This window comes from Pseudomonas kurunegalensis (genome assembly GCF_030291635.1).
Lineage (GTDB): Bacteria > Pseudomonadota > Gammaproteobacteria > Pseudomonadales > Pseudomonadaceae > Aquipseudomonas > Aquipseudomonas monteilii.
Window position 1 is genome coordinate 341,616 of sequence record NZ_CP127871.1, and the last position, 21,305, is coordinate 362,920.

Consider the following 21,305-nt stretch of genomic DNA (forward strand, 5'->3'; position numbering starts at 1 on the left):
CAGGTTCCCAAGATGCTGATTATCCCCGCTATCGATCTGAAGGACGGTGCCTGCGTGCGCCTGCGCCAGGGCCGCATGGAAGACTCCACGGTATTTTCCGACGACCCGGTGAGCATGGCCGCCAAGTGGGTCGAGGGTGGCTGCCGCCGCCTGCACCTGGTCGACCTCAACGGCGCCTTCGAAGGCCAGCCGGTCAACGGTGAAGTGGTCACCGCCATCGCCAAGCGCTACCCGACCCTGCCGATCCAGATCGGCGGCGGCATCCGCTCGCTGGAAACCATCGAGCACTACGTCAAGGCTGGCGTCAGCTACGTCATTATCGGCACCAAGGCGGTCAAAGAGCCGGAGTTCGTGGCCGAAGCGTGCAAGGCCTTCCCGGGCAAGGTCATTGTTGGCCTGGATGCCAAAGACGGCTTCGTTGCCACCGATGGCTGGGCCGAAGTCAGCGCGGTACAGGTTATCGACCTGGCCAAGCGTTTCGAGGCGGATGGCGTGTCGTCGATCGTCTACACCGACATCGCCAAGGACGGCATGATGCAGGGCTGCAACGTGCCGTTTACCAAGGCCCTGGCTGAAGCCACCCGCATCCCGGTCATCGCTTCGGGCGGCATCCACAACCTGGGCGACATCAAGGCCCTGCTGGACGCCAAGGCTCCTGGCATCATCGGCGCCATCACCGGCCGTGCCATCTACGAAGGCACCCTCGATGTCGCCGAGGCCCAGGCCTTCTGCGACAACTACCAAGGCTGAGGACTGAACCATGGCACTGGCCAAGCGCATCATCCCTTGCCTGGACGTGGACAACGGCCGGGTGGTCAAGGGCGTCAAGTTCGAGAACATCCGTGATGCCGGCGACCCGGTGGAAATCGCCCGTCGCTACGACGAGCAGGGCGCCGACGAAATCACCTTCCTCGACATCACCGCCAGCGTCGATGGCCGCGACACCACCCTGCATACCGTCGAGCGCATGGCCAGCCAGGTGTTCATCCCGCTGACCGTGGGCGGTGGCGTGCGTACCGTGCAGGACATCCGCAACCTGCTCAATGCCGGTGCCGACAAGGTATCGATCAACACGGCGGCGGTGTTCAACCCGGAGTTCGTGGGCGAGGCGGCGGACCGTTTCGGTTCGCAGTGCATTGTTGTCGCGATCGACGCGAAAAAGGTGTCCGGGCCGGGTGAAGAACCGCGCTGGGAAATCTTCACCCACGGTGGGCGCAAGCCGACCGGGCTGGATGCAGTCGAGTGGGCGAAGAAGATGGAAGGCCTGGGCGCTGGCGAGATCCTGCTGACCAGCATGGACCAGGACGGCATGAAGAACGGCTTTGACCTGGGCGTTACCCGTGCCATCAGCGATGCGCTGGGCATTCCGGTGATTGCTTCGGGTGGTGTGGGTAACCTGCAGCACCTGGCTGACGGCATTCTGGAAGGGCATGCCAGTGCGGTGCTGGCGGCCAGTATCTTCCACTTTGGCGAGTACACGGTGCCTGAGGCCAAGGCCTACATGGCTTCTCGCGGGATTGTCGTTCGCTGAACCATTGATTGGGGCTGCTTTGCAGCCCATCGCAGGCAAGCCAGCTCCTACAGGGACCGCACACAGCTTTGAGCGAGCGCTGTACCTGTAGGAGCTGGCTTGCCTGCGATGGGCCGCAACGCGGCCCCAATTGCATCACCCGTGATTCTTGCCAAGCAACGCGTGATAAAGCTCGGTATCCCCAAGAATCCCCACTACCCGATCGTTATCCTGCAACACCAGCTTGTTGCCCGTCTGATAACGAATCTGCAGCGCCTCGCGCATGCCGATATCGGCGTGCACCACGGTCGGCCTGCGCTCCAGTAGCTCCACATCCTGCCCTGGTGCCCAGTTCTGCATGTCCAGCCCGTTCTGGCCCTGGCGTGCACGCTTCAGCGCGCCGCCTTCGCCCAGGTCCAGCCACGAATCGATACCCGGGTCCAGGCACACCGAGCCGTTCACCCGCTTGCAGTCGTCCAGGCTGCGCATCAGGCTGCGGCCACACAGCACGTTCAGCGGGTTGGTGTGGGCAACGAAGGTGCGCACGTACTCGTCGGCCGGGTTGAGCACGATTTCTTCTGGCTTGCTGTACTGGATGATCCGCCCGTCTTTCATGATGGCGATGCGGGTGCCCAGCTTCAGCGCTTCGTCCAGGTCGTGGCTGACGAACACGATGGTCTTGTTCAGCTTGCTCTGCAGGGTCAGCAGTTCGTCCTGCAGGCCTTGGCGGATCAGCGGGTCGAGGGCCGAGAACGGTTCGTCCATCAGCAGGATGTCGGCATCCATCGCCAGCGCCCGGGCCAGGCCTACACGCTGCTGCATGCCGCCAGACAACTCGTCCGGCTTCTTGTTGCGCCATTGGGTCAGGCCCACCAGCTCCAGCTTTTCGTCGACCAGCTTGCGCCGCTCTTTCTCCGGGCGGCCCTGCATTTCCAGGCCAAAGCTGATGTTCTCGCGCACCGTCAGCCAGGGCATCAGGGCGAATTTCTGGAACACCATGGCAATGCGCTTGGTGCGCATCATCTTCAGTTCGGCCGGGGTGCAGTGGGCAATGTCGATGTGCTTGCCTTCGTGCTCGACGAACAGCTTGCCGCGGCTGACGGTGTTCAGGCCGTTGATGCAGCGCAGCAGGCTCGACTTGCCCGAGCCAGACAGGCCCATCAGCACGCAGATCTCACCCTTGTTGATGTCCAGGTTGGCCTTTTCGACGCCCACCACCAGACCGGTCTGCTTGAGGATCTGCTCACGAGTCTTGCCTTGATCCAGCAGCGACAGCGCTTCGCGCGGCTTGTTGGAGAAGATGACGTCGACGTCTTCGAAACGAATGATGCTCATGCCTCACCCCTTACCGGCAGTTCCGGTTGCTTGCAGATACGGTCGAGCATGATCGCCAGCAGCACGATCGCCAGGCCCGCTTCGAAGCCCAGGGAAATATCGGCGGTGTTCAGTGCGTTGACCACAGGTTTGCCCAGGCCGTCCGCGCCGACCAGGGCGGCAATGACCACCATCGACAGCGACAGCATGATGCACTGGGTGACGCCGGCAGCGATGCTTGGCATGGCGTGCGGCAGTTCGATACGGGTGAGCAACTGGCGGCGCGAGCAGCCGAACGCTTTACCCGCGTCCATCAGCTCTTGCGGTACGTCGCAGATGCCCAAGTAGGTCAGGCGGATAGGCGCGGCGATGGCGAACACCACGGTAGAGATCAGCCCCGGCACCACGCCCAGGCCGAACAGGGTCAGGGTAGGGATCAGGTACACGAAGGTCGGCACCGTCTGCATCAGGTCCAGCACCGGGCGCATGGCGGTATAGAACATCGGTTTGTGCGCGGCAAGGATGCCCAGCGGCACGCCGATCACCACGCACACCACCGTGGCGAAGGTGACTTGCGCCAGGGTTTCCATGGTTTCCTGCCAGTAACCCAGGTTGAGGATCAGCAGGAACGACAGGGCAACGAACACGGTCAGCGCCCATTTGCGCTGGATCAGGTGCGCCAGGGCGGCGAACAGGGCGATGAGTACGAATGGGTTGAACCAGGTCAGGGCACTGGTGACGCCATGGATCATGAATTCCAGGCCTTGGGCGATAGCATCGAAATAGTTGGCGCCGTTCTGGGTCAACCACTCGACAAATGAGGCGATGTACTGCCCCAGGGGTATTTTCTGATCGATAAGCATGATAGCGAGCTTCCACCTGCATAGATTGAAATCAACCCGGGGCAGGCACGGTCCTGCCCCGAGGTAGCGCTATTGCGTAGTACGTTATTGCGCGAGCTTGGCCTTGGCTGCCTCAAGGCCCGGTTTGCCATCCACGGTGGTTACGCCGGCCAGCCAGGCATCCAGCTTGCCCGGGTTGTCCTTGAGCCATTTCTTGGCGGCGGCCTCGGGTTTCATCTTGTCGTCCAGGACATAGCCCATCATGGTGCTTTCATCCTTGAGCTCGAACGACAGGTTCTTCAACAGCTGGCCGACGTTGCTGCACTCCTGCGCATAGCCTTTGCGGGTGTTGGTCAACACGGTCGCCTTGCCGAAGTCGGGGCCGAAGAACTCGTCCCCGCCGGTCAGGTACTGCATCTTGAAGCGGGTGTTCATCGGGTGTGGTTCCCAGCCCAGGAACACCAGCGCCTCGCCGCGCTTCTGTGCGCGGTCGACCTGCGACAGCATGCCGGCCTCGCTCGACTGCACGATCTTGAAACCGGCGTCCTTCAGGCCGAAGGCGTTCTTGTCGATCATGCTCTGGATGGTGCGGTTGCCATCGTTGCCGGGCTCGATGCCGTAGATCTTGCCGTCCAGTTCCTTCTTGAACTTGGGAATGTCGCTGAAATCCTTCAGCCCCTTGTCGTACAGCGCCTGGGGTACCGCCAGGGTGTACTTGGCGTTTTCCAGGTTGGCGCGCACGGTTTCTACCGTGCCAGCGTCGCGGTACTGCTTGATGTCGTTCTCCATGGTCGGCATCCAGTTGCCGAGAAACACGTCCAGGTCCTTGCCGGTGGCCAGTGACTTGTAGGTCACCGGTACCGAGATCATGGTGGTGTGGGTCTTGTAACCCAGTGCTTCAAGCACAACGCTGGTGGTGGCGGTCGTGACCGTGATGTCGGTCCAGCCGACATCGGAGAAACGTACCGTCTGGCACTGCTCGGGCTCGGCGGCCTGGGCCAGCAACGGCGCGGACAGCAACGCAACCAGCAACAGCGAGGGTGAACCTTTCATGGATGGACTCCTGTGATTTTGTCTTCGGGTTCGCGTGGGTCGCCGGGCTTTCTCAGGGTCCGGTCGACCAGGCCTGCAGAGGGCAGGATGCGTGGCCGTGCTTTACGAGTCGCTTTCGATAATCCTCCAGCGCCGGGCAATCGCCTACTGGTGGGGTCGTAACCAGTACGGAACGGGTCGTATCCAGTATGGGCGATGTCGCTTATGGATTTTTCCACCCCCTCAGCCGCATTTTTACGTCACCAGGCCGCCGGAAAACGGCGAGGTGAGCGCTGCTCTCCCTGTAAAAAACGCGCGGCGCTGCTGGACAAAAGTACGTCGGTTGCAGACGGCGAGGGGGGCGGTAAAAGCCCGATGATGCTGGCATTCAAGGCGGCCCGCTGTTTGAGCCTAGCAGCTGCCCCGCCCTGCGCATGGCGCGCAGAGACAAGCCCAGCAAGAGGTGATTCGACAATGGCCATCAGCGTGTTCGACCTGTTCAAGATCGGTGTCGGGCCTTCCAGCTCCCACACCGTCGGCCCCATGCGTGCTGGCGCCCTGTTCGTCCAGGGCCTGCGCGAACGCGGCGAGCTGGAGCGTGTTAAGCGGATCGAAGTGCGCCTCTACGGCTCGCTGTCGGCCACCGGTATCGGTCATGGCACCGACAACGCCACCATCATGGGCCTGATGGGTGAATGGCCTGACGCCATCGACCCCACCCAGATCGTGCCGCGTATCGCCGACCTGCGTGAAACCAACACCCTGCAGCTGGATAGCCGCCTGCCCATCGAGTTTGTCTGGGCTCGCGACATGCTGCTGCTGGACGAGAACCTGCCGTACCACCCCAACGCCATGACCTTGATTGCCGAAGGCGAGCAGGGCGAGCTGCACCGCGATACCTATTACTCGGTGGGTGGCGGCTTCGTGGTCGATGCCGCCCAGGCCGCCAGTGGCGTGCTGGACGCCGATCAGACGGTGCTGCCGTACGATTTCAACAGCGCCGCCGAGCTGCTGCGCCTGTGCAAGCAAAACGACCTCAGCGTGTCGCAATTGATGATGGCCAACGAGAAGGTCTGGCGCAGCGAGGAAGAGATCCGCGCCGGCCTGCACAAGCTCTGGGAAGCCATGCAGGAGTGCGTCAACAACGGCCTTAAATACGAAGGCACGCTGCCCGGCGGGCTGAACGTGCGCCGCCGCGCCGCCAAGCTGCACCGCAGCCTGCAGGAAGTCGGCAAGCCCAATGTGATCGGCTCGACCATGAGCGCCATGGAGTGGGTCAACCTGTTCGCTCTGGCGGTCAATGAAGAAAACGCCGCCGGCGGGCGCATGGTCACCGCGCCTACCAATGGCGCGGCCGGCATTATCCCGGCGGTGTTGCATTACTACATGCGCTTCAGCGACGCGGTAAACGAGTCCAACGTGGTGGAGTACTTCCTCGCGGCGGCCGCTGTGGGCATCTTGTGCAAGAAGAACGCGTCGATTTCCGGTGCCGAAGTGGGTTGCCAGGGCGAGGTTGGCTCCGCTTGCGCCATGGCCGCTGCTGGCTTGGCCGAAGTACTTGGCGCCACCCCGCCACAGGTGGAAAACGCCGCTGAAATCGCCCTGGAGCACAACCTTGGCCTGACCTGCGACCCGGTCGGCGGGTTGGTACAGGTGCCGTGCATCGAGCGCAACGCGATTGCGGCAGTAAAGGCCATCAACGCAGTGCAGATGGCCCTGCGCGGTGACGGCGAACACTTCATCTCCCTCGACCAGGTGATCCGCACCATGCGCGACACCGGCGCCGACATGCACGACAAGTACAAAGAGACCTCGCGCGGTGGCCTGGCGGTCAGCGCTATCGAATGCTGATGCGCCGGTTTTGATCTGGCTACCACACGACGCCCCATTCTGGGGCGTTTGTGTTTCTGCCAGTCGCCTGCCGGTCGTCGGATGTCGTTATCGGTGCTAGCGTTGTCGGTGACACTCAAGAGTGTCGTTTCTGGGCAACCTACACTGCGCGTGTCACCAAATTGCTCAGCCGTTACACGCACGGCGCCTAGCACGCCCGTTTGCGAACACCCAGCCAACACGATCCAAGCACCTGATTTGCCAACCAAAGGCGTCGTTTTCAGGTTTTTTTGGACAGCCGTTCAATTTCAGGCACGGCGTTTGCGTTGAGATTGGCAACCAAGCCCCAGCACACGAAACCGGGGCCATAACAAGAAATCAGTGCCCGCCTGAGGCACACCCTGCATTTGTGTGAGGAGAAATCGCGATGACGTCGTACACCTCCGGGAACCCAACCCAGAACCGCACAACACCCCAGTCCATCGGGTTTCTTCTATTGGACAATTTCACCCTGATTTCCCTGGCATCAGCCGTTGAGCCGCTGCGCATGGCCAACCAGCTGTCTGGCCGAGAGCTGTACCGCTGGCATACCCTGACCGTCGATGGCGGTCAGGTGTGGGCCAGCGATGGCTTGCAGATCACCCCGGATGCTGCAATCAACAATGCACCGCCCATCGACACCGTGATTGTCTGCGGGGGGGTTGGCATTCAGCGTTCGGTCACCCGTGAGCACGTTACCTGGCTGCAAGCTCAGGCTCGCCAGTCGCGCCGTCTTGGTGCGGTGTGCACCGGCAGCTGGGCACTGGCCTGTGCCGGCCTGCTCGACGGCTTCGATTGCAGCGTGCACTGGGAGTGCCTGGCGGCAATGCAGGAAGCCTTCCCACGCGTGAACATGAGCACCCGGCTGTTCACCCTCGACCGCAACCGTTTCACCAGCTCCGGCGGTACCGCGCCGCTGGACATGATGTTGCACCTGATCAGCCGCGACCATGGCCGTGAACTGTCGGCGGCGATTTCCGAGATGTTCGTCTACGAGCGCATCCGCAACGAGCAGGACCACCAGCGCGTGCCGCTCAAGCACATGCTCGGCACCAACCAGCCGAAGCTGCAGGAAATCGTCGCGCTCATGGAGGCCAACCTCGAAGAGCCGATCGACCTGGACGAGCTGGCGGTGTACGTGTCGGTGTCGCGTCGGCAGCTTGAGCGGTTGTTCCAGAAGTACCTGCATTGCTCGCCATCGCGCTACTACCTGAAACTGCGCCTGATACGTGCGCGGCAGCTGCTCAAGCAAACGCCGATGTCGATCATCGAAGTGGCGTCGGTGTGTGGCTTTGTGTCCACGCCGCACTTCTCCAAGTGCTACCGCGAGTACTTCGGCATTCCGCCGCGTGACGAGCGCGTGGGTTCCAACACCGCGCAACAGGTAGCGATGATGCCGATCCCGCAGGCCATGACCCTGTCGCCGCACAGCGGGCCTATGGCCGCTCTGAGCCAGGCGCGCAACGAGTCGACATTTGCCAGCGTAAGGCTCTGACACCGTATCGCCTTCTTCGCGGGCGTGCCCGCGAAGAGGCCAACACAAATCCACATGTTGATAATGATTCTCGACTACGGGTAACATCGCCGCCCCCGAAACCCTCTGGCATACCACCCCGTGGCGGACGACAAACTCCAGCTCTACCTGGCCCATCGGGCGGCATTGCTCGACTATGCCGCGCCGATCGTTGGCTGCCGCGCCCGCGCCGAGGATGTGGTGCAAGAAGCCTGGCTGCGCTTCAGCCGTCAGCAGGACGATGCCGACATCCGCCACCCGGCCAGCTACCTGTACCGCATCGTGCGCAACCTGGCGCTCGACCATACCCGCCGCACCGCCACCGAAAAAGTCCAGCCAGGGGGTGACGAGATACTCGTTGAACTGCCCTCGGCCAGCGCATCACCTGAGCAGGTCGTTACCCGGCAGAACGAACTGGGTGCCATCAGTCGCGCCCTCGAAGCACTGCCGCAACGCACCCGTGTGGCGTTCGAGATGCACCGCCTGGGCGGCCATACCCTGCAGGAAGTAGCCACTCACCTGAATGTTTCCGTCAGCCTGGTGCACCAGCTGGTGCGCGATGCCTTGAGCCACTGCATGGCATGCCTGGAGGATGACCTGTGAAAAAAAACCAGGCGGGTGCGTCTTTTGCGGAGCGGGGCGACTTTGTGCGACCCTGCGCGCCCTTCAGCCCCCAGGAGACTTGCCCGACATGACGTCAGCAGACCTCATATCCAGCCGCCGCGAGCAGGCCCTGGACTGGCTCCTGCGCCTGCAGCAGTCTCCTCACGATCATCAGCTGAGGGATGAGTTCGAGCAATGGTGTGCCAGCGACGCGGCCAATGCCCAGGCCTACTTCAAGGCTGAACGGGTCTGGCAACTTACCGGTCAGCTCGCGCCGACCACCACCGAACTGTGGCCCAAGGCCGAAGTGCTAACGCTGCCGGTCAAGCGTCAATTCAGGAGACGCTGGTGGCTGGGCGCGGCCGTTGCAGCTTGCTTGCTGGTGGCTGTTGCGCCTTCTTTGAGCCTGCGATTGCAGGCTGACTACCGCACCGCACAGGGTGAGACCCGCGACGTTACCCTGGCCGATGGCAGCGTGGTGCAGATGGACAGCGATACCGCCATTGCCGTGGACTACAGCGGTGATCATCGGGATGTGAAGCTGCTCGCCGGCCAGGCGTTCTTCGAGGTGATGCCCGACAAGGCCAAGCCGTTTCATGTGCGTGCCGATGACGTGAAGGTCACAGTGACCGGCACGGCGTTCAACGTCGAGTTGCGGCCTGGTCGGGTAGGGGTGGATGTGCAGCATGGTTCGGTACGGGTTGAGGACACTTCCGATGCGCAGTTGCTGGCGGCCGCACTGACGGCCGGGCAGCGGTTGCGCTATGCCGATCGACGAGTGCAGTTGCAAGCCTTCGTTCCGTCGCAAGCGGCTGCCTGGCGGCAGGGGCAGTTGATTGCCGATGACCAGACGGTGGCTGAACTGGTGCAGGCGCTGGCGCCGTACATGCAGGGCAAGGTGATGCTGCGTGACGATACTTTGGGAGCCAAGCGGGTAACCGGCGTTTACGACCTGCGCAGGCCCGAGGCGGCCTTGCGAGCAGTGATCCGGCCGCATGGTGGCGAGGTGCGTAGCTATGGCCCTTGGCTGTTGGTGCTGAGCAAACCTTGAAATTGCCGGGGCCACTTTGCGGCCCTTTCGCGACACAAGGCTGCTCCTACAGTGACCGCGTATTCCCCCTGCAAAATTAATTTCAAAATTTTCTGAAAATTCCCCGCACTGCCCCGTCTTCTCCCCCGCGCGCAACAACTGATACCGATTCGTATTCTATTTTGCAGCCCGGCGATTGCCGGGGGTGGGGATGTGGGATGACTGAAACATCAAGCCGGAAGCCGCGCAGCGCGCGGGGTTGGTCGTTGCGCCTGAAGAACGCTGCGGGGGCAGGGCTTCTCGGGCTAAGTTGTCTCACCGGCTTGCCACTGGTGCACGCCCAGACGGACGCTGCTCATGTTGTGCTTGGTCAGGTTCATGCGTTTGACATTCCAGGCCAGGACCTTGCCATTGCCTTGATTTCGTTCGGCCAGCAAAGCGGACTGCAAGTCAGCGTCGAACCCGCCCTGCTCGACGGCCTGCAATCCACGGCGGTCAGCGGCAATCTCAGCAGCGAGGCGGCGCTTTCTCGATTATTGCAGAGCAGCGGTATCGCCTGGGAGTTCATAGACGGCACATTCGTTTTCCGCTTGCTGCACAGCGACAAAGACGGCCCGCTGGAACTGCACAACACGGTGGTGCTCGGGGCCACCGAGGAAAACAGTTACGGTGGTGCGACTGTGATTGGTAGCAAGGCGATCCAGGCCTTCCCCGGCGCAAACGGTGATATCACCACGTTGCTGCAGATGCACCCCAGCGTGCAGTTCAGCAACAACCAGCAGAGTTCGAACACACCCGGAGAAATCGCGCCGGCCGATATCAGCATCAATGGCGCCAAGTACTACCAGAACAACTTCATGATCGATGGCATCTCGATCAATAACGACCTCGACCCGGGCGCTCACGGCTACAACGATGTCCGTCAGTTCGACTCGACGCCCAGCCGCTCCCACGGCATCGCACTGGATGCCGACCTGCTGCAGGAGGTCAAGGTATTTGATAGCAACGTGCCTGCCGAATACGGTGGTTTCAACGGTGGTGTGGTAGATGCCATTACGCGTCGTCCGAGCAAGGACTTCCATGGAAAGTTCTCCTATGCGATGAGCCGTTCAGCCTGGACCCGTTACCACATTACCGAGGCCGATCAGGAGAGCTTCGACCAGTCCTCGGACGAGCAGTACCAGCCGGAATTCGAAAAGACGATTGTTCGGGGGATGCTCGAAGGCCACCTGACAGAAAACTTTGGCGCCATTCTGGCGTTTTCTCAGAAGAGCTCTGTTCTGCCGCTCAACGCCTTCTCGGACGGCTACAGCAGCCCTACCGAGTCCAACCGCAAGGACCAGACACGCGAACTAACCAACTACATGCTCAAGACCTACTGGAGCGTGAACGATCAGCTCAGTCTGGATACTTCGTTCGTCTATGGCCCAAGCGAGAACACCTACTTTCGCGCCAACCAGCGTAATTCAGAGTTCGTGACCGAAGAGGGCGGCTATCAAGGCTCGATCAAGGCGACCTGGTTGGCCCCCAGTGCCACATGGACTCACACCCTTGCCCTGACCAATCTCAGCAGCTCGAGGGACTCGGAACTGGATGACTACATCAAGTGGTACTACTCCGAAACCAAAAACTGGGGGCGGCCACTGACCAACACTTCAAGCAGTGCCGAGGGTGGCTACGGGGACCTGGAGCAAACCCAAAAAGGACTCGACTATGCGGTGAAGGCTGAATGGCTGCCATTCACGCTGGGAGGCATGACCCACTCGCTGGTGACAGGCATGGATCTCTCCTACAAGCACGCTATCTGGAAGCGCCCTAGTGAAGCGAGCAGCGTAACCACATTTAAGCGTGACAGCGGCGACGTCTGCGGCAACGACCCCTATTGCTCAGTGGGCCTGTTGCTCAATGGAAGCACACGCCAATGGGCATCGGCGATGAACGTTTACAGGGCTGCCGATATCGATGTCGAAGAGAACAAGTACGCCTTCTACCTCCAGGACACGATGCAACTCGGAAAACTGAGCCTGCGGCCGGGCTTGCGTTTCGAGGGTGATGATTACATGGAGAAGAAAACCATCGCCCCGCGCTTTGCCGGCGACTACGACTTCTTTGGCGACCGTACGACGGTGCTCACCTTCGGCGCCAACCGATATTACGGGCGTAACCTGTTCAAGATGCGTTTGAACGATGGCCGTGATCAATACAATGTGCGCTACACACGTGCCAGTCAGGATGCGCCTTGGGTGGAAATTTCCCGAGCGAAGAACGACACGCGTTTCTCGACTTTGGATATTCCTTACGACGACGAGCTGACTGTCGGCCTCGAGCAGATTTGGCTTGATACCTTGTTCAAGCTTAAGTACGTGAACCGCAAAGGTCACGACAAGATCGTGCGCTCTTATCACAGTGTCGAGGGCTTGCCGGCGCTGGAAGGCTATGCCAGTAACTACTACATCTACACCAATCAGGGCGAGAGCAAGAGCGATACAGTAACTCTGGAAATCACACCCCAGCAGGAGTTCAAGTACCTCGGCACACGCACCAGCATGCAGTTCGCCGCAGGGTGGCAACGTAGTGAGGATTCATACACAGACTACGACTCGATCCTCAGCAGTGAGGAATACGACGGCAACCCCGTACTGTACGACGGCAAGCGCATGGACTTCGTCGAACTGCCGCCGAACAACTTCAATCGCCCATGGACCGCTCGGTTGACCACGATCACCGAGATCCCCGCCTGGCATATGAGCATCAGCAACTTCCTGCGTTTCCGTAGCAAGTACAAACAGATCATCGACACCAATCGCAAGGTCGACCTCAATGGCGAAACCCTCAGCGTGTATGAGGCGGCGCAGGTTGGCAGTGCGATGACCTGGGACATGCAAGTGTACTGGGAGCTGCCTACGGCGAAAGATCAGGCCGTGTTCGCGTCTGTCGACATCACCAACGTCGCGGACAAGATCAACCCTACCGTCAGCGCTGGCAGCCAGGCCGTGACCCGCTACGAAGTCGGCCGCCAGTACTGGCTGGAAGTCGGCTACCGCTTCTAACACCATAAAAATCGTGGATACCCTGATGAAAAAGCTCATCGCGGGCCTGCTCGGCCCGCTGTTGCTCGGCGCCTGCGCCACACTGCCCGAGCCCGACGCACCGCTGCCCTGGGATGCCCAAGTGGTGCAGGGCCAACTGGCCAACGGCCTGGCGTACCGGCTGGTGCGCGACACCTCTCAGCCCGGCCGGCTGGACCTGCGCTTGACGGTAAAGGCCGGTTCGGTAGACGAAGCCGACGACCAGGTCGGTGTAGCGCATATGGTCGAGCACCTGGCGTTTCACAGCCGAGCGGGCAGCCAGCAGAAGCTGCGTGAACGTATGGCCGGGTTCGGCTGGTTGCAGGGCCGCCACTTCAATGCCGTGACCAACTACGAGCGCACCCAGTACCTGATCGGTCCGCCAGCCGGGGTGCGCCAGGCGCCACAAGCGTTACAGGCCCTGCATGACCTCGCCTTCGCCCGCGACTACAACGCTCAGGACCTGGAGCGCGAGCGGCCCATCGTGATCGAAGAATGGCGCGGCGGCCTGGGTGTGGCCCAGCGTATGAACGAGCAGCGCACCGCCTCGCAGCGTGTGGGCTCACGCTACCCCGGGCACCGCACCATCGGCAACGAAGCAGCGATCCGCTCGGCCAGCCTGCACAACCTGCAAGCCTTCCAGAACCGCTGGTACCTGCCCAACAACATGGTGTTGTCGGCGGTTGGCGATTTTGAACCCGAGGCCATGCGAGCCCAGATCGAGCAGGCCTTCGGTGCGGCCAAGGCGGGTCAAGTACCGGGCCGCGAGCAGCGCGAGCTGGCGCTGGACGACACGCTGAAAGTGTTCCGCCTGCAAGACCCGCAATCGGGCAGCAATCAGGTGGCGATGCTGTTCCGCTTGCATGAACCGGACAGCCGAGGCACCACACGCTCCGCATTGCGCGAGCGGTTGATCGACCGCATGACCCTGGCGGCCATGCTCGACAGCCTGCGCCGTCAGCCGCGAGAGCCCGGAGTACGCAGCCTGATTGCGCAGAAAACCCTGATCGGCGAGCACTCCACCGTGCTGGGTATCGCCGCTGGCGTGGAAGGCCAGGCCCATGACCAGGCACTGCAGCAATTGCTGACCGAAACCGAGCGCCTGCGTCAGCACGGTTTCAGCGAAGCCGACTTGCAGCGTGAGCGCGAACATATCCGTGGATTGGGCGACAAGACCCTGGCCAAGCAGGCGCCGCGTACGTTCGAGCAGTGGGTCGAGCAGCTCAACAACGCCGCCGTGCAGGACACCGCCGTCTCCGACCGGCACGCTATCGCAGCGCGTTACCTTGAAGTACTGGCCAGCATTTCGCTTGGCGACCTGAACGACCGCCTGCGGCGCTGGCTCGCCAGCCCTGACCGGGTATTGCAGGTCAGTGCGGCGGGTACTTCCGAGGTTACCTTGCCGACCGTGGCGCAGGTCGAGGCACGCCAGGCGAAGCTGGCCGCAAAAGCGCTGCCTGCACCCGTGCAAGTAGCATCGGCAACCGAAGCATCCCCACGCCTGCAAATGCCCGCTGCGCCGGCGGCGGCCGCCATCGTCGAGCGCAAGCGCTTCCCGGAGCAGCGTGTGGAACATTGGCGCTTGAGCAATGGTGATCGGCTGGTCTGGCTCAAACGCAATGGCCCGGAAGGCAAGTGGCTGCTGCAGGCCGACTCGACCGCAGGCTATCAGCTTGCGGGCACCCCGGCCTGGCGGCTGCAAATGGCCGCGCAACTGGCCATGCACAGTGGCCTGCCCGGTATGGATGCGCAGGCCCTGGCAACCTGGCGTCATGAACAGCGCGCCACACTGGGTTTCGACCATCAGCCGCAGCGCCTGCAGCTCAACCTTGGCGCAGCGCCGGAGCAACTGCTGGCGCTGATGCAGAGCTATCGGATAACCCAGCTGGCCAGCATCGACCCGGAACTGTTCACCACCTCGCGGGACGTGTTGCTGCAACGCCTGCACAGCCGCCCGGATGACGTACGCGGGCTGCAGGAACGCCAGCAGCGTGTGCTCAAGTACGGTGTCGACCACTGGCCGTCACCGGATACCGGCGCCCTCGAACAATTGACGGCCGAGCAGCTGAGTGCCGACTGGAAGCTTCTGGCCGGTGCGCCCGTGACGTATTACCTGATGGCGGATATGGCACCCGAACCGCTGGAGAAAATGGTCCGTGAAATGCTCGCAACCCTCCCGCGCAGCGCTTCGCTGGCCAGCCAGCAAGCCTTGCAGCAGCCAGGCCAACGCCGTGAAGACCTGGCCATCGCGTTGGAACCACGCGTGGTATTGCAAGCCAGCAGCTTCCAGCCCCAGGCCTGGAGCCCGGAGGCAGCTGTGCGGGTATCGGTCTTGCGCGACCTGGCCAACCAGCGCCTGAAAGCGCAACTGCGCGGCGAGGCCTCGGGTGTGTATCGCCTGCGTTTCGACAGCGAGCTGAATGCCGATACGCAGCGAATCGAAAGCAGCCTGAGCTTTACCTGCGACCCGGCCCGGGTCGATGAATTGTGGGCCATGGCGCAGAAGACCCTCGCCAGCTTGCAACCTGACGCCGATTGGGCGGTGGCCGAGCGCCGCGAACTGCTGCGTCAGGAAAGCAAGCGCCGGGATGACCCGCAAACCCAGTTCAAGCGCCTGATCCTCAGTGACCGCCGCTGGCACGACCCTCGCTACCTGCAAACCCAGGCGCAATTGCCAGAGGCACTGACCCTGCCTGAATTGCAACGGCAGGCTCAGCAGTTGTTCCCACGGGCCAATCAGGTGCAACTGCGCCTGTTGCCTTCCGCTTCGGCGCTGGAGCAGGCGCTGTGAAAACCCTGCGCACCTTCTACCGACTGAGCCGCCCGTTCTGGCACGACCGTCAGCAGTGGCAGGCCTGGCTCATGCTGGCAGCGGTGATTGGCCTGGGGCTGCTGGTGGTGCAGATCAATGTGCTGATCAATAGCTGGAGCAAGACTTTCTACGACACCCTTGCAGCGTTCGACACGTCCGGCCTTTATGGCTTGGTTGGCGAGTACGCGCTGTACCTGGGCAGCTATGTACTGATCGTCGTAGCCATGGACTACATCCGCAAAGGGCTGGAACTGCGCTGGCGTCAGGCGATGACCGGGCGCCTGACCGATGCCTGGCTGGCTGACCAGGCCTTCTACCGCCTGGGGCTGACCGGCGAGCCGGACAACCCCGACCAGCGCATCGCCCAGGATATCGACCTGATGGTTGGCCTGAGCATCGAGCTGGTGGCATCCCTGGTCATCAACCTGGCGCAGGTAGGCGCGTTCATGGTGATCCTGTGGAACCTGTCGGGGGTGCAAACCTTCAGCCTGTTCGGCGAGACGTTCACGGTTCATGGCTACCTGGTGTGGATCGTGCTGGCCTACACCCTGGCCGGCAGCCTGTTGACCCACCTGATCGGCAAGCCACTGCACGCGCTGAACTACGCGCGTGAGCACCGCGAGGCGGACTTTCGCGCCAGCCTGCTGCGCAAGCGCGACCATGCCGAGCAGATTGCGTTGTACCGGGGTGAAGCCGTCGAACGCGAACACCTGGCCGGGCGCTTTCGCGCCATTGCCGACAACTGGTGGCAACTGATGGGCCGCGAACGTAACCTCAGCCTGTTCACGGTCTCCTATGAGCGTTTGAGCCTGATCATTCCGGTATTTGCCGCCTTGCCGGCATTCATGGCCAAGGCCATTACCCTGGGTGGGCTGATGCAGATCCGCAGTGCCTTCAACGCGGTGCACGGCTCGCTTAGCTGGTTTATCAAGCTCTATCACAAGCTGGTGCGCTGGAGCGCGGCATTGCAGCGGCTTGAGCAGTTCGAGCAGGCCATTGTCGCCAGCCGAGTGCAGGTGACGGCGACTGCGCGCGGTGACTGCCTGTGCACGCGTGGGCTTACGCTCTGCCGGCCAGATGGCAGTGCGCTGCTAAGCGACCTGGACCTGGAAGTGGGGCAGGGACAGTGGTTACGCCTGGGAGGGCGCAGCGGTCTGGGCAAATCGACCTTGCTGCGTACCTTGCAGGGCTTGTGGCCTTATTGCCTGGGTGACTGGCAGCTGCCGCCGGGGCGCAGCCTGTTGTTGCCGCAGAAGCCTTACATGCCGAATATGAGTTTGCGTGGGTTGCTGGGTTATCCACAGGTACGGTCGTTTGACGATGTGCAGTTGATCGATGTGTTGGGAAAAGTGGGGCTTGGAGGCCTGACCGGGCAACTGGACAAGCAGGCAGAGTGGGACCGTGTGCTTTCTGGCGGGGAGCAGCAGCGGTTGAGCCTGGCGCGAGCGTTGTTGTATCGGCCGGATACCTTGTACCTGGATGAGGCGACCAGCCAGCTGGACCTGGACAGTGCCCGGGGCTTGCTGGAAATGCTCAGGCGAGAATTGCCGGGTTGTACGGTGGTGGGGGTTACCCACCAGGAAGGACTGGCGCGATTGTTTGACCGAACCGTTGAGTTAGAGAAGCTGGCCGAGCCTGTTTAAGGCAGGCCTGGCCCTTTCGCGGGGTAAGCCCGCTCCCACAAGTTATCCAATATCTGGGGCGCAGCTCAGATCACTGTGGGAGCGGGCTTGTCCCGCGAAGAGGCCGGAACAGGAAAAATCAGGCCCGTTTGTTGAAATTCGCCAGCGCCGGCAACAACTGTTTGTCGATGGCCTGGCGCACCGCCGGCAGAATCGTCGCGCTGCCGGTATACATCTGCTCGACCATGCCCTTCAGCGCCCGCGCATTAGGCTCGGTCAGCCCCCGCACCACGGCTTCGCAAGCCTGTTCGGCACTGGCCCCGGCCGGAATCTCGAACCCGCGTGCGCGCAGGTGGCCTGCCAGGTCGTCCTGATCAATCAAATCCGCATGCATCATGGCTGTTGTCCCTTTTATCGCTAAGAGAGTGCTGCTGTGATTTACGACCGATTCTGTGACGCCCGCGACATACCCGCAACAACAACATGTCGGCATGGCTGCTTTGGCTAAGAACAGGTCGTTTACGGCTAAATCCACCTGGCGGGAACTGCGCACACTCAAGCCATCTACAGCAACCGAGGGTTTGGTCACCCTCATTCATACACAGTGGATGTTGCTCGCTCTTGGCCCCGGATGCTCACGGCTTTCCGGGGTTATTTTTTTGCAAGGCCCATTACACGGCCTACATGAACGGGCGGTTGAAGTTGATGTTGTTCGTCCACTAGCCCCTGTAGTAACCCCGTGCTGTTCTCGCTGAACGGCGCCGACGTCGGCCCCGCCAGATCTACATGCAGCAGCATCTGCTCACTGGCCGCCAGCGCCTCATCGAACCCGGCCCGGTGCAGGCTGTGGTACACCTGCAGACGCTTGCGATCAAAACCGATGATCTGCGTCTGCACCCATACCTCGGTGCCCAGTTTCACTTCATGCAGGTAGTTGATGTGCGCCTCCAGGGTGAACAGCGAGTTGCCGCTCTGCCCACGGCTGTCGGCATCCAGGCCGATGCGCTCCATCAGTGCATCGGTGGCGTAGCTGAAGATCAGCAGGTAGAAGGCATCGCGCAGATGCCCGTTGTAGTCGACCCAGTCCTCCTGGACTGGGGTGCGGTAAGTGATGAGTGCGGGCATCAAGGTTTCCTCAATCGCTGAACGACATGCCGTGCGTTTCTTTGCTGGCCTTCACGGCTTCAAGGACCGCCAGCAGGGTGTCATCACGATAGCGCTCCAGCGCGGCGATGCTGCGTTCGCCCAGTTGCTCCGCCGTGCCGTCCACCACATCGTCGATCAGCTTGTCGGTCAGTTCCGGTGCCGGCAGGTAGGTCCAGGGCAGTTTGAGTGCCGGGCCGAACTGCGACATGAAGTGGCGCATGCCCGCGTCGCCACCGGCCAGGGTATAGGTGAGGAAGGTGCCCATGAACGACCAGCGAAGGCCCGCACCGAAGCGGATCGCGTCGTCGATTTCACCGGTAGTTGCAACGCCGTCGTTGACCAGGTGCAGGGCCTCGCGCCACAGCGCTTCGAGCAGGCGATCGGCAATGAAACCGGGGACTTCCTTGCGCACATGCAGCGGGCGCATGCCAAGCGTGGTGTAGATGGTCTTTGCCGCCTCGATGGCCTCAGGCGCAGTGCGGTTACCGCCGACGATTTCGACCAGCGGCAGCAGGTACACCGGGTTGAACGGGTGGCCGACCACGCAGCGTTCGGGGTGGGTGGCAGACTCGTAGAACTCGCTGGGCAACAGGCCTGAAGTACTGGAGCCAATGATGGCATCAGGTTTTGCAGCGGCGCTTATCTTGGCGTGCAGGTCGAGCTTGAGGTCCAGCCGCTCTGGCGCGCTTTCCTGAATGAAATCGGCGTCGCGTACGCATTCCTCGATGGTGGCAACGAACTTCAGGCGGTCCTGTGATGCACCGGCCGCCAGGCCCTGCTTCTCAAGCGCGGGCCAGGCATTGGCAATACGCTTGCGCAGCGCCTGTTCGGCGCCAGGTGCCGGGTCCCAGGCGACCACGTCGAGGCCGTGGGCCAAGGCGCGGGCGATCCAGCCGCTGCCGATCACGCCGCTACCCAGGGCGGCGAAGGTCTTGATCTCGGTGATGAAGGGCATGCGAATTCTCCTGATGGTTTCAGCGGCGCTTGAGGTTCATTTTTTCCCGGCCTTCGGCTGGGGTCAGTACACGGGCGCCAAGGCGCGAGATGATCTCCACTGCGCGCTCGACCAACTGGCCGTTGCTGGCCAGCACGCCACGGTCCAGGTAGAGGTTGTCTTCCAGGCCCACCCGCACGTTGCCGCCCAGCAGCACGGCCTGGGCCGCCATCGGCATTTGCATACGGCCGATACCGAAGCCGGCCCAGGTGACGTTGGCTGGCAGGTTGTCGACCATGGCTTTCATGGTGGTGGTGTCGGCCGGGGCGCCCCACGGGATACCCAGGCACAGCTGGAACAGCGGGTCGTCCAGCAGGCCTTCTTTCATCATTTGCTTGGCGAACCACAGGTGGCCGGTGTCGAAAATTTCCAGTTCGGCTTTCACGCCCAGTTCGGTGATGCGTTTGGCACCAGCACGCAGTTGCGCCGGGGTGGAAACGTAGATGGAGTTGCCGTCGCCGAAGTTGAGTGTGCCGCAGTCGAGGGTGCAGATTTCCGGCAGCAGTGCCTCGACATGCGCCAGGCGTTCCAGTGGGCCGATCAGGTCGGTGCCCGGGCCGAACTCCAGGGGCGTTTCGCCGGGGCCTATTTCCAGGTCGCCACCCATGCCGGCGGTGAGGTTGACGATGATGTCCACGTCGGCTTCGCGGATGCGCTCCATCACTTCGCGGTACAGCGCCACATCACGGCTGAAACGGCCGGTTTGCGGGTCGCGGACGTGGCAGTGGACGACGGTGGCGCCGGCTTTGGCAGCCTCTACGGCGGCTTCGGCGATCTGTTTGGGGGTGACTGGGACCAGGTGGCTTTTCGAGGCGGTGTCGCCAGCGCCGGTGAGGGCACAGGTGATGATGACGTCGTGGTTCATGGCGGTTCCTTGTATGGGCTTCAGGGCCTAATCGCGAGCAAGCTCGCTCCTACAGGGGGCCTGTTGGCCCCTGGCGTGTGCGAAACCTGTAGGAGCGAGCTTGCTCGCGATAGGGCCGGATCAGTTGGCAGTGAGCTTGAGGTTGTCCGCAGCCGGCTTGCCATCGAAGGTGGTCACACCTTCCAGCCAGCGGGCCTTGTCCTCGGGGTGGTCTTTCAGCCACTGGCGGGCCGATTCCAGCGCGTCCTTGTGGTCGAGCAGCGGCTGCATCATGCGGCTCTCGTCCTCGGCGCTGAAGTTCAGGTTGGCCAGCAGGCGGTGGGCGTTGGGGCAGCGTTCGGCGTAGTCCGGCGCGGTCACCGTCCATACCGTCGCGCGGCCTTCGTCTGGGCCGAGCGCATCCTGGCTATCACCCAGGTAGGCCATGTCGATGTTCACGTTCATCGGGTGCGGCGCCCAGCCGAAGAACACCACGGCTTCCTTGCGCCGCACGGCGCGGTCGACAGCGGCGAGCATGCCGGCCTCGCTGGACTCGACCAGCTGGAACTTGCCCAGGTCGAACTGGTTCTTGGTGATCATTGCCTTGATCTGGGTGTTGGCGCCGGAGCCCGGTTCGATGCCATAGATCTTGCCGCCTAGCTCTTTCTCGAACTTGTGGATGTCGGCGAAGGTCTTCAAACCCTTGTCGTAGAGGTATTTCGGTACGGCCAGGGTGGCGCGGGCGTCTTCCAGGCTTGGCTTGTCCAGTACCTTGACCTGGTTGGCGTCGATGAACGGGGTGATGGTCTGGGTCATGATCGGGTTCCAGTAACCCAGGAACATGTCCAGGCGTTTGTCGCGGATGCCGGCGAAGATGATCTGCTGCGAGGCGCTGGTCTGTTTGGTCTGGTAGCCCAGGCCATCGAGCAGCACCTGGGCCATGGCGCTGGTGGCGATGACGTCGGTCCAGTTGACCACGCCCAGGCGGACGTTCTTGCAGGCCGCAGGTTCGGCGGCGTAAAGCGGGGAGGTGGCGATGCTGCTCAGGGCAAGGGTCAACAGGCTGCGGCGGATCAAGCTGTGCATGGTGGCTCTCCATCGGCAGT

17 protein-coding genes are annotated in these 21,305 nt (G+C 62.1%); 9 read left to right on the plus strand and 8 right to left on the minus strand.

Annotation, left to right across the window (positions count from 1 at the left end):
• Positions 1 to 12: 12 nt before the first annotated feature.
• Positions 13 to 750: a 1-(5-phosphoribosyl)-5-[(5-phosphoribosylamino)methylideneamino]imidazole-4-carboxamide isomerase gene (hisA, locus tag QQ992_RS01415; protein WP_016714501.1), complete on the plus strand. Its 738-nt coding sequence runs from the start codon at positions 13 to 15 to the stop codon at positions 748 to 750.
• A 10-nt stretch (positions 751 to 760) separates the two neighbouring features.
• Complete coding sequence (gene hisF / locus QQ992_RS01420) at positions 761 to 1,531, plus strand: imidazole glycerol phosphate synthase subunit HisF (protein WP_013970495.1); 771 nt, start codon at positions 761 to 763, stop codon at positions 1,529 to 1,531.
• A gap of 135 nt (positions 1,532 to 1,666) precedes the next feature.
• Here the strand turns inward: hisF and choV are convergent, their stop codons facing one another.
• The 3 genes from choV to QQ992_RS01435 form a co-directional block, all read right to left on the minus strand.
• On the minus strand, positions 1,667 to 2,845 hold the full coding sequence (gene choV, locus QQ992_RS01425) for a choline ABC transporter ATP-binding protein (RefSeq protein WP_286112015.1): 1,179 nt from the start codon (positions 2,843 to 2,845) through the stop codon (positions 1,667 to 1,669).
• Entirely contained in the window at positions 2,842 to 3,690 is an 849-nt protein-coding gene (choW, locus tag QQ992_RS01430; protein ID WP_174244689.1) for a choline ABC transporter permease subunit, read from the minus strand. Before choW ends, choV begins: the two co-directional genes overlap by 4 nt.
• 81 nt (positions 3,691 to 3,771) lie before the next feature.
• Entirely contained in the window at positions 3,772 to 4,719 is a 948-nt protein-coding gene (locus QQ992_RS01435; protein ID WP_105947359.1) for a choline ABC transporter substrate-binding protein, read from the minus strand.
• Between the two features lie 453 nt (positions 4,720 to 5,172).
• On the opposite strand from QQ992_RS01435, the gene QQ992_RS01440 reads away from it, so the two are divergent.
• The 7 genes from QQ992_RS01440 (at position 5,173) to QQ992_RS01470 (ending at position 17,236) form a co-directional block, all read left to right on the plus strand.
• A complete protein-coding gene (locus tag QQ992_RS01440; RefSeq protein ID WP_016714505.1) occupies positions 5,173 to 6,549 on the plus strand; it encodes an L-serine ammonia-lyase in 1,377 nt (458 codons plus the stop codon).
• A 406-nt stretch (positions 6,550 to 6,955) separates the two neighbouring features.
• Complete coding sequence (gene gbdR, locus QQ992_RS01445) at positions 6,956 to 8,062, plus strand: choline metabolism transcriptional regulator GbdR (RefSeq protein WP_019096860.1); 1,107 nt, start codon at positions 6,956 to 6,958, stop codon at positions 8,060 to 8,062.
• A gap of 120 nt (positions 8,063 to 8,182) precedes the next feature.
• Positions 8,183 to 8,683 (plus strand): sigma-70 family RNA polymerase sigma factor, encoded by a 501-nt coding sequence (locus QQ992_RS01450; protein WP_286112016.1) that lies wholly within the window; start codon positions 8,183 to 8,185, stop codon positions 8,681 to 8,683.
• An 88-nt stretch (positions 8,684 to 8,771) separates the two neighbouring features.
• Positions 8,772 to 9,734, plus strand: a complete 963-nt coding sequence (locus QQ992_RS01455) for a FecR family protein (protein ID WP_286112017.1) — start codon at positions 8,772 to 8,774, stop codon at positions 9,732 to 9,734.
• A 245-nt stretch (positions 9,735 to 9,979) separates the two neighbouring features.
• A complete protein-coding gene (locus QQ992_RS01460; protein ID WP_286112018.1) occupies positions 9,980 to 12,763 on the plus strand; it encodes a TonB-dependent receptor in 2,784 nt (927 codons plus the stop codon).
• Between the two features lie 25 nt (positions 12,764 to 12,788).
• Positions 12,789 to 15,572, plus strand: coding sequence for a M16 family metallopeptidase (locus QQ992_RS01465; protein WP_286112019.1), 2,784 nt, complete (start codon positions 12,789 to 12,791; stop codon positions 15,570 to 15,572).
• Positions 15,569 to 17,236, plus strand: a complete 1,668-nt coding sequence (locus QQ992_RS01470; RefSeq protein ID WP_286112020.1) for an ABC transporter ATP-binding protein/permease — start codon at positions 15,569 to 15,571, stop codon at positions 17,234 to 17,236. Before QQ992_RS01465 ends, QQ992_RS01470 begins: the two co-directional genes overlap by 4 nt.
• 118 nt (positions 17,237 to 17,354) lie before the next feature.
• Here the strand turns inward: QQ992_RS01470 and QQ992_RS01475 are convergent, their stop codons facing one another.
• The 5 genes from QQ992_RS01475 to choX form a co-directional block, all read right to left on the minus strand.
• On the minus strand, positions 17,355 to 17,612 hold the full coding sequence (locus QQ992_RS01475; RefSeq protein ID WP_043202844.1) for a hypothetical protein: 258 nt from the start codon (positions 17,610 to 17,612) through the stop codon (positions 17,355 to 17,357).
• A 254-nt stretch (positions 17,613 to 17,866) separates the two neighbouring features.
• The gene (locus QQ992_RS01480) at positions 17,867 to 18,340 is read right to left on the minus strand and encodes a thioesterase family protein (RefSeq protein WP_286112021.1); all 474 of its coding nucleotides are present in this window, start codon (positions 18,338 to 18,340) and stop codon (positions 17,867 to 17,869) included.
• Between the two features lie 10 nt (positions 18,341 to 18,350).
• A complete protein-coding gene (locus QQ992_RS01485; protein ID WP_286112022.1) occupies positions 18,351 to 19,316 on the minus strand; it encodes an L-carnitine dehydrogenase in 966 nt (321 codons plus the stop codon).
• 19 nt (positions 19,317 to 19,335) lie between these two features.
• Entirely contained in the window at positions 19,336 to 20,220 is an 885-nt protein-coding gene (gene cdhC / locus QQ992_RS01490) for a 3-dehydrocarnitine:acetyl-CoA trimethylamine transferase CdhC (protein ID WP_060499148.1), read from the minus strand.
• A gap of 120 nt (positions 20,221 to 20,340) precedes the next feature.
• A complete protein-coding gene (choX, locus tag QQ992_RS01495) occupies positions 20,341 to 21,285 on the minus strand; it encodes a choline ABC transporter substrate-binding protein (protein ID WP_286112023.1) in 945 nt (314 codons plus the stop codon).
• Positions 21,286 to 21,305: the final 20 nt, after the last annotated feature.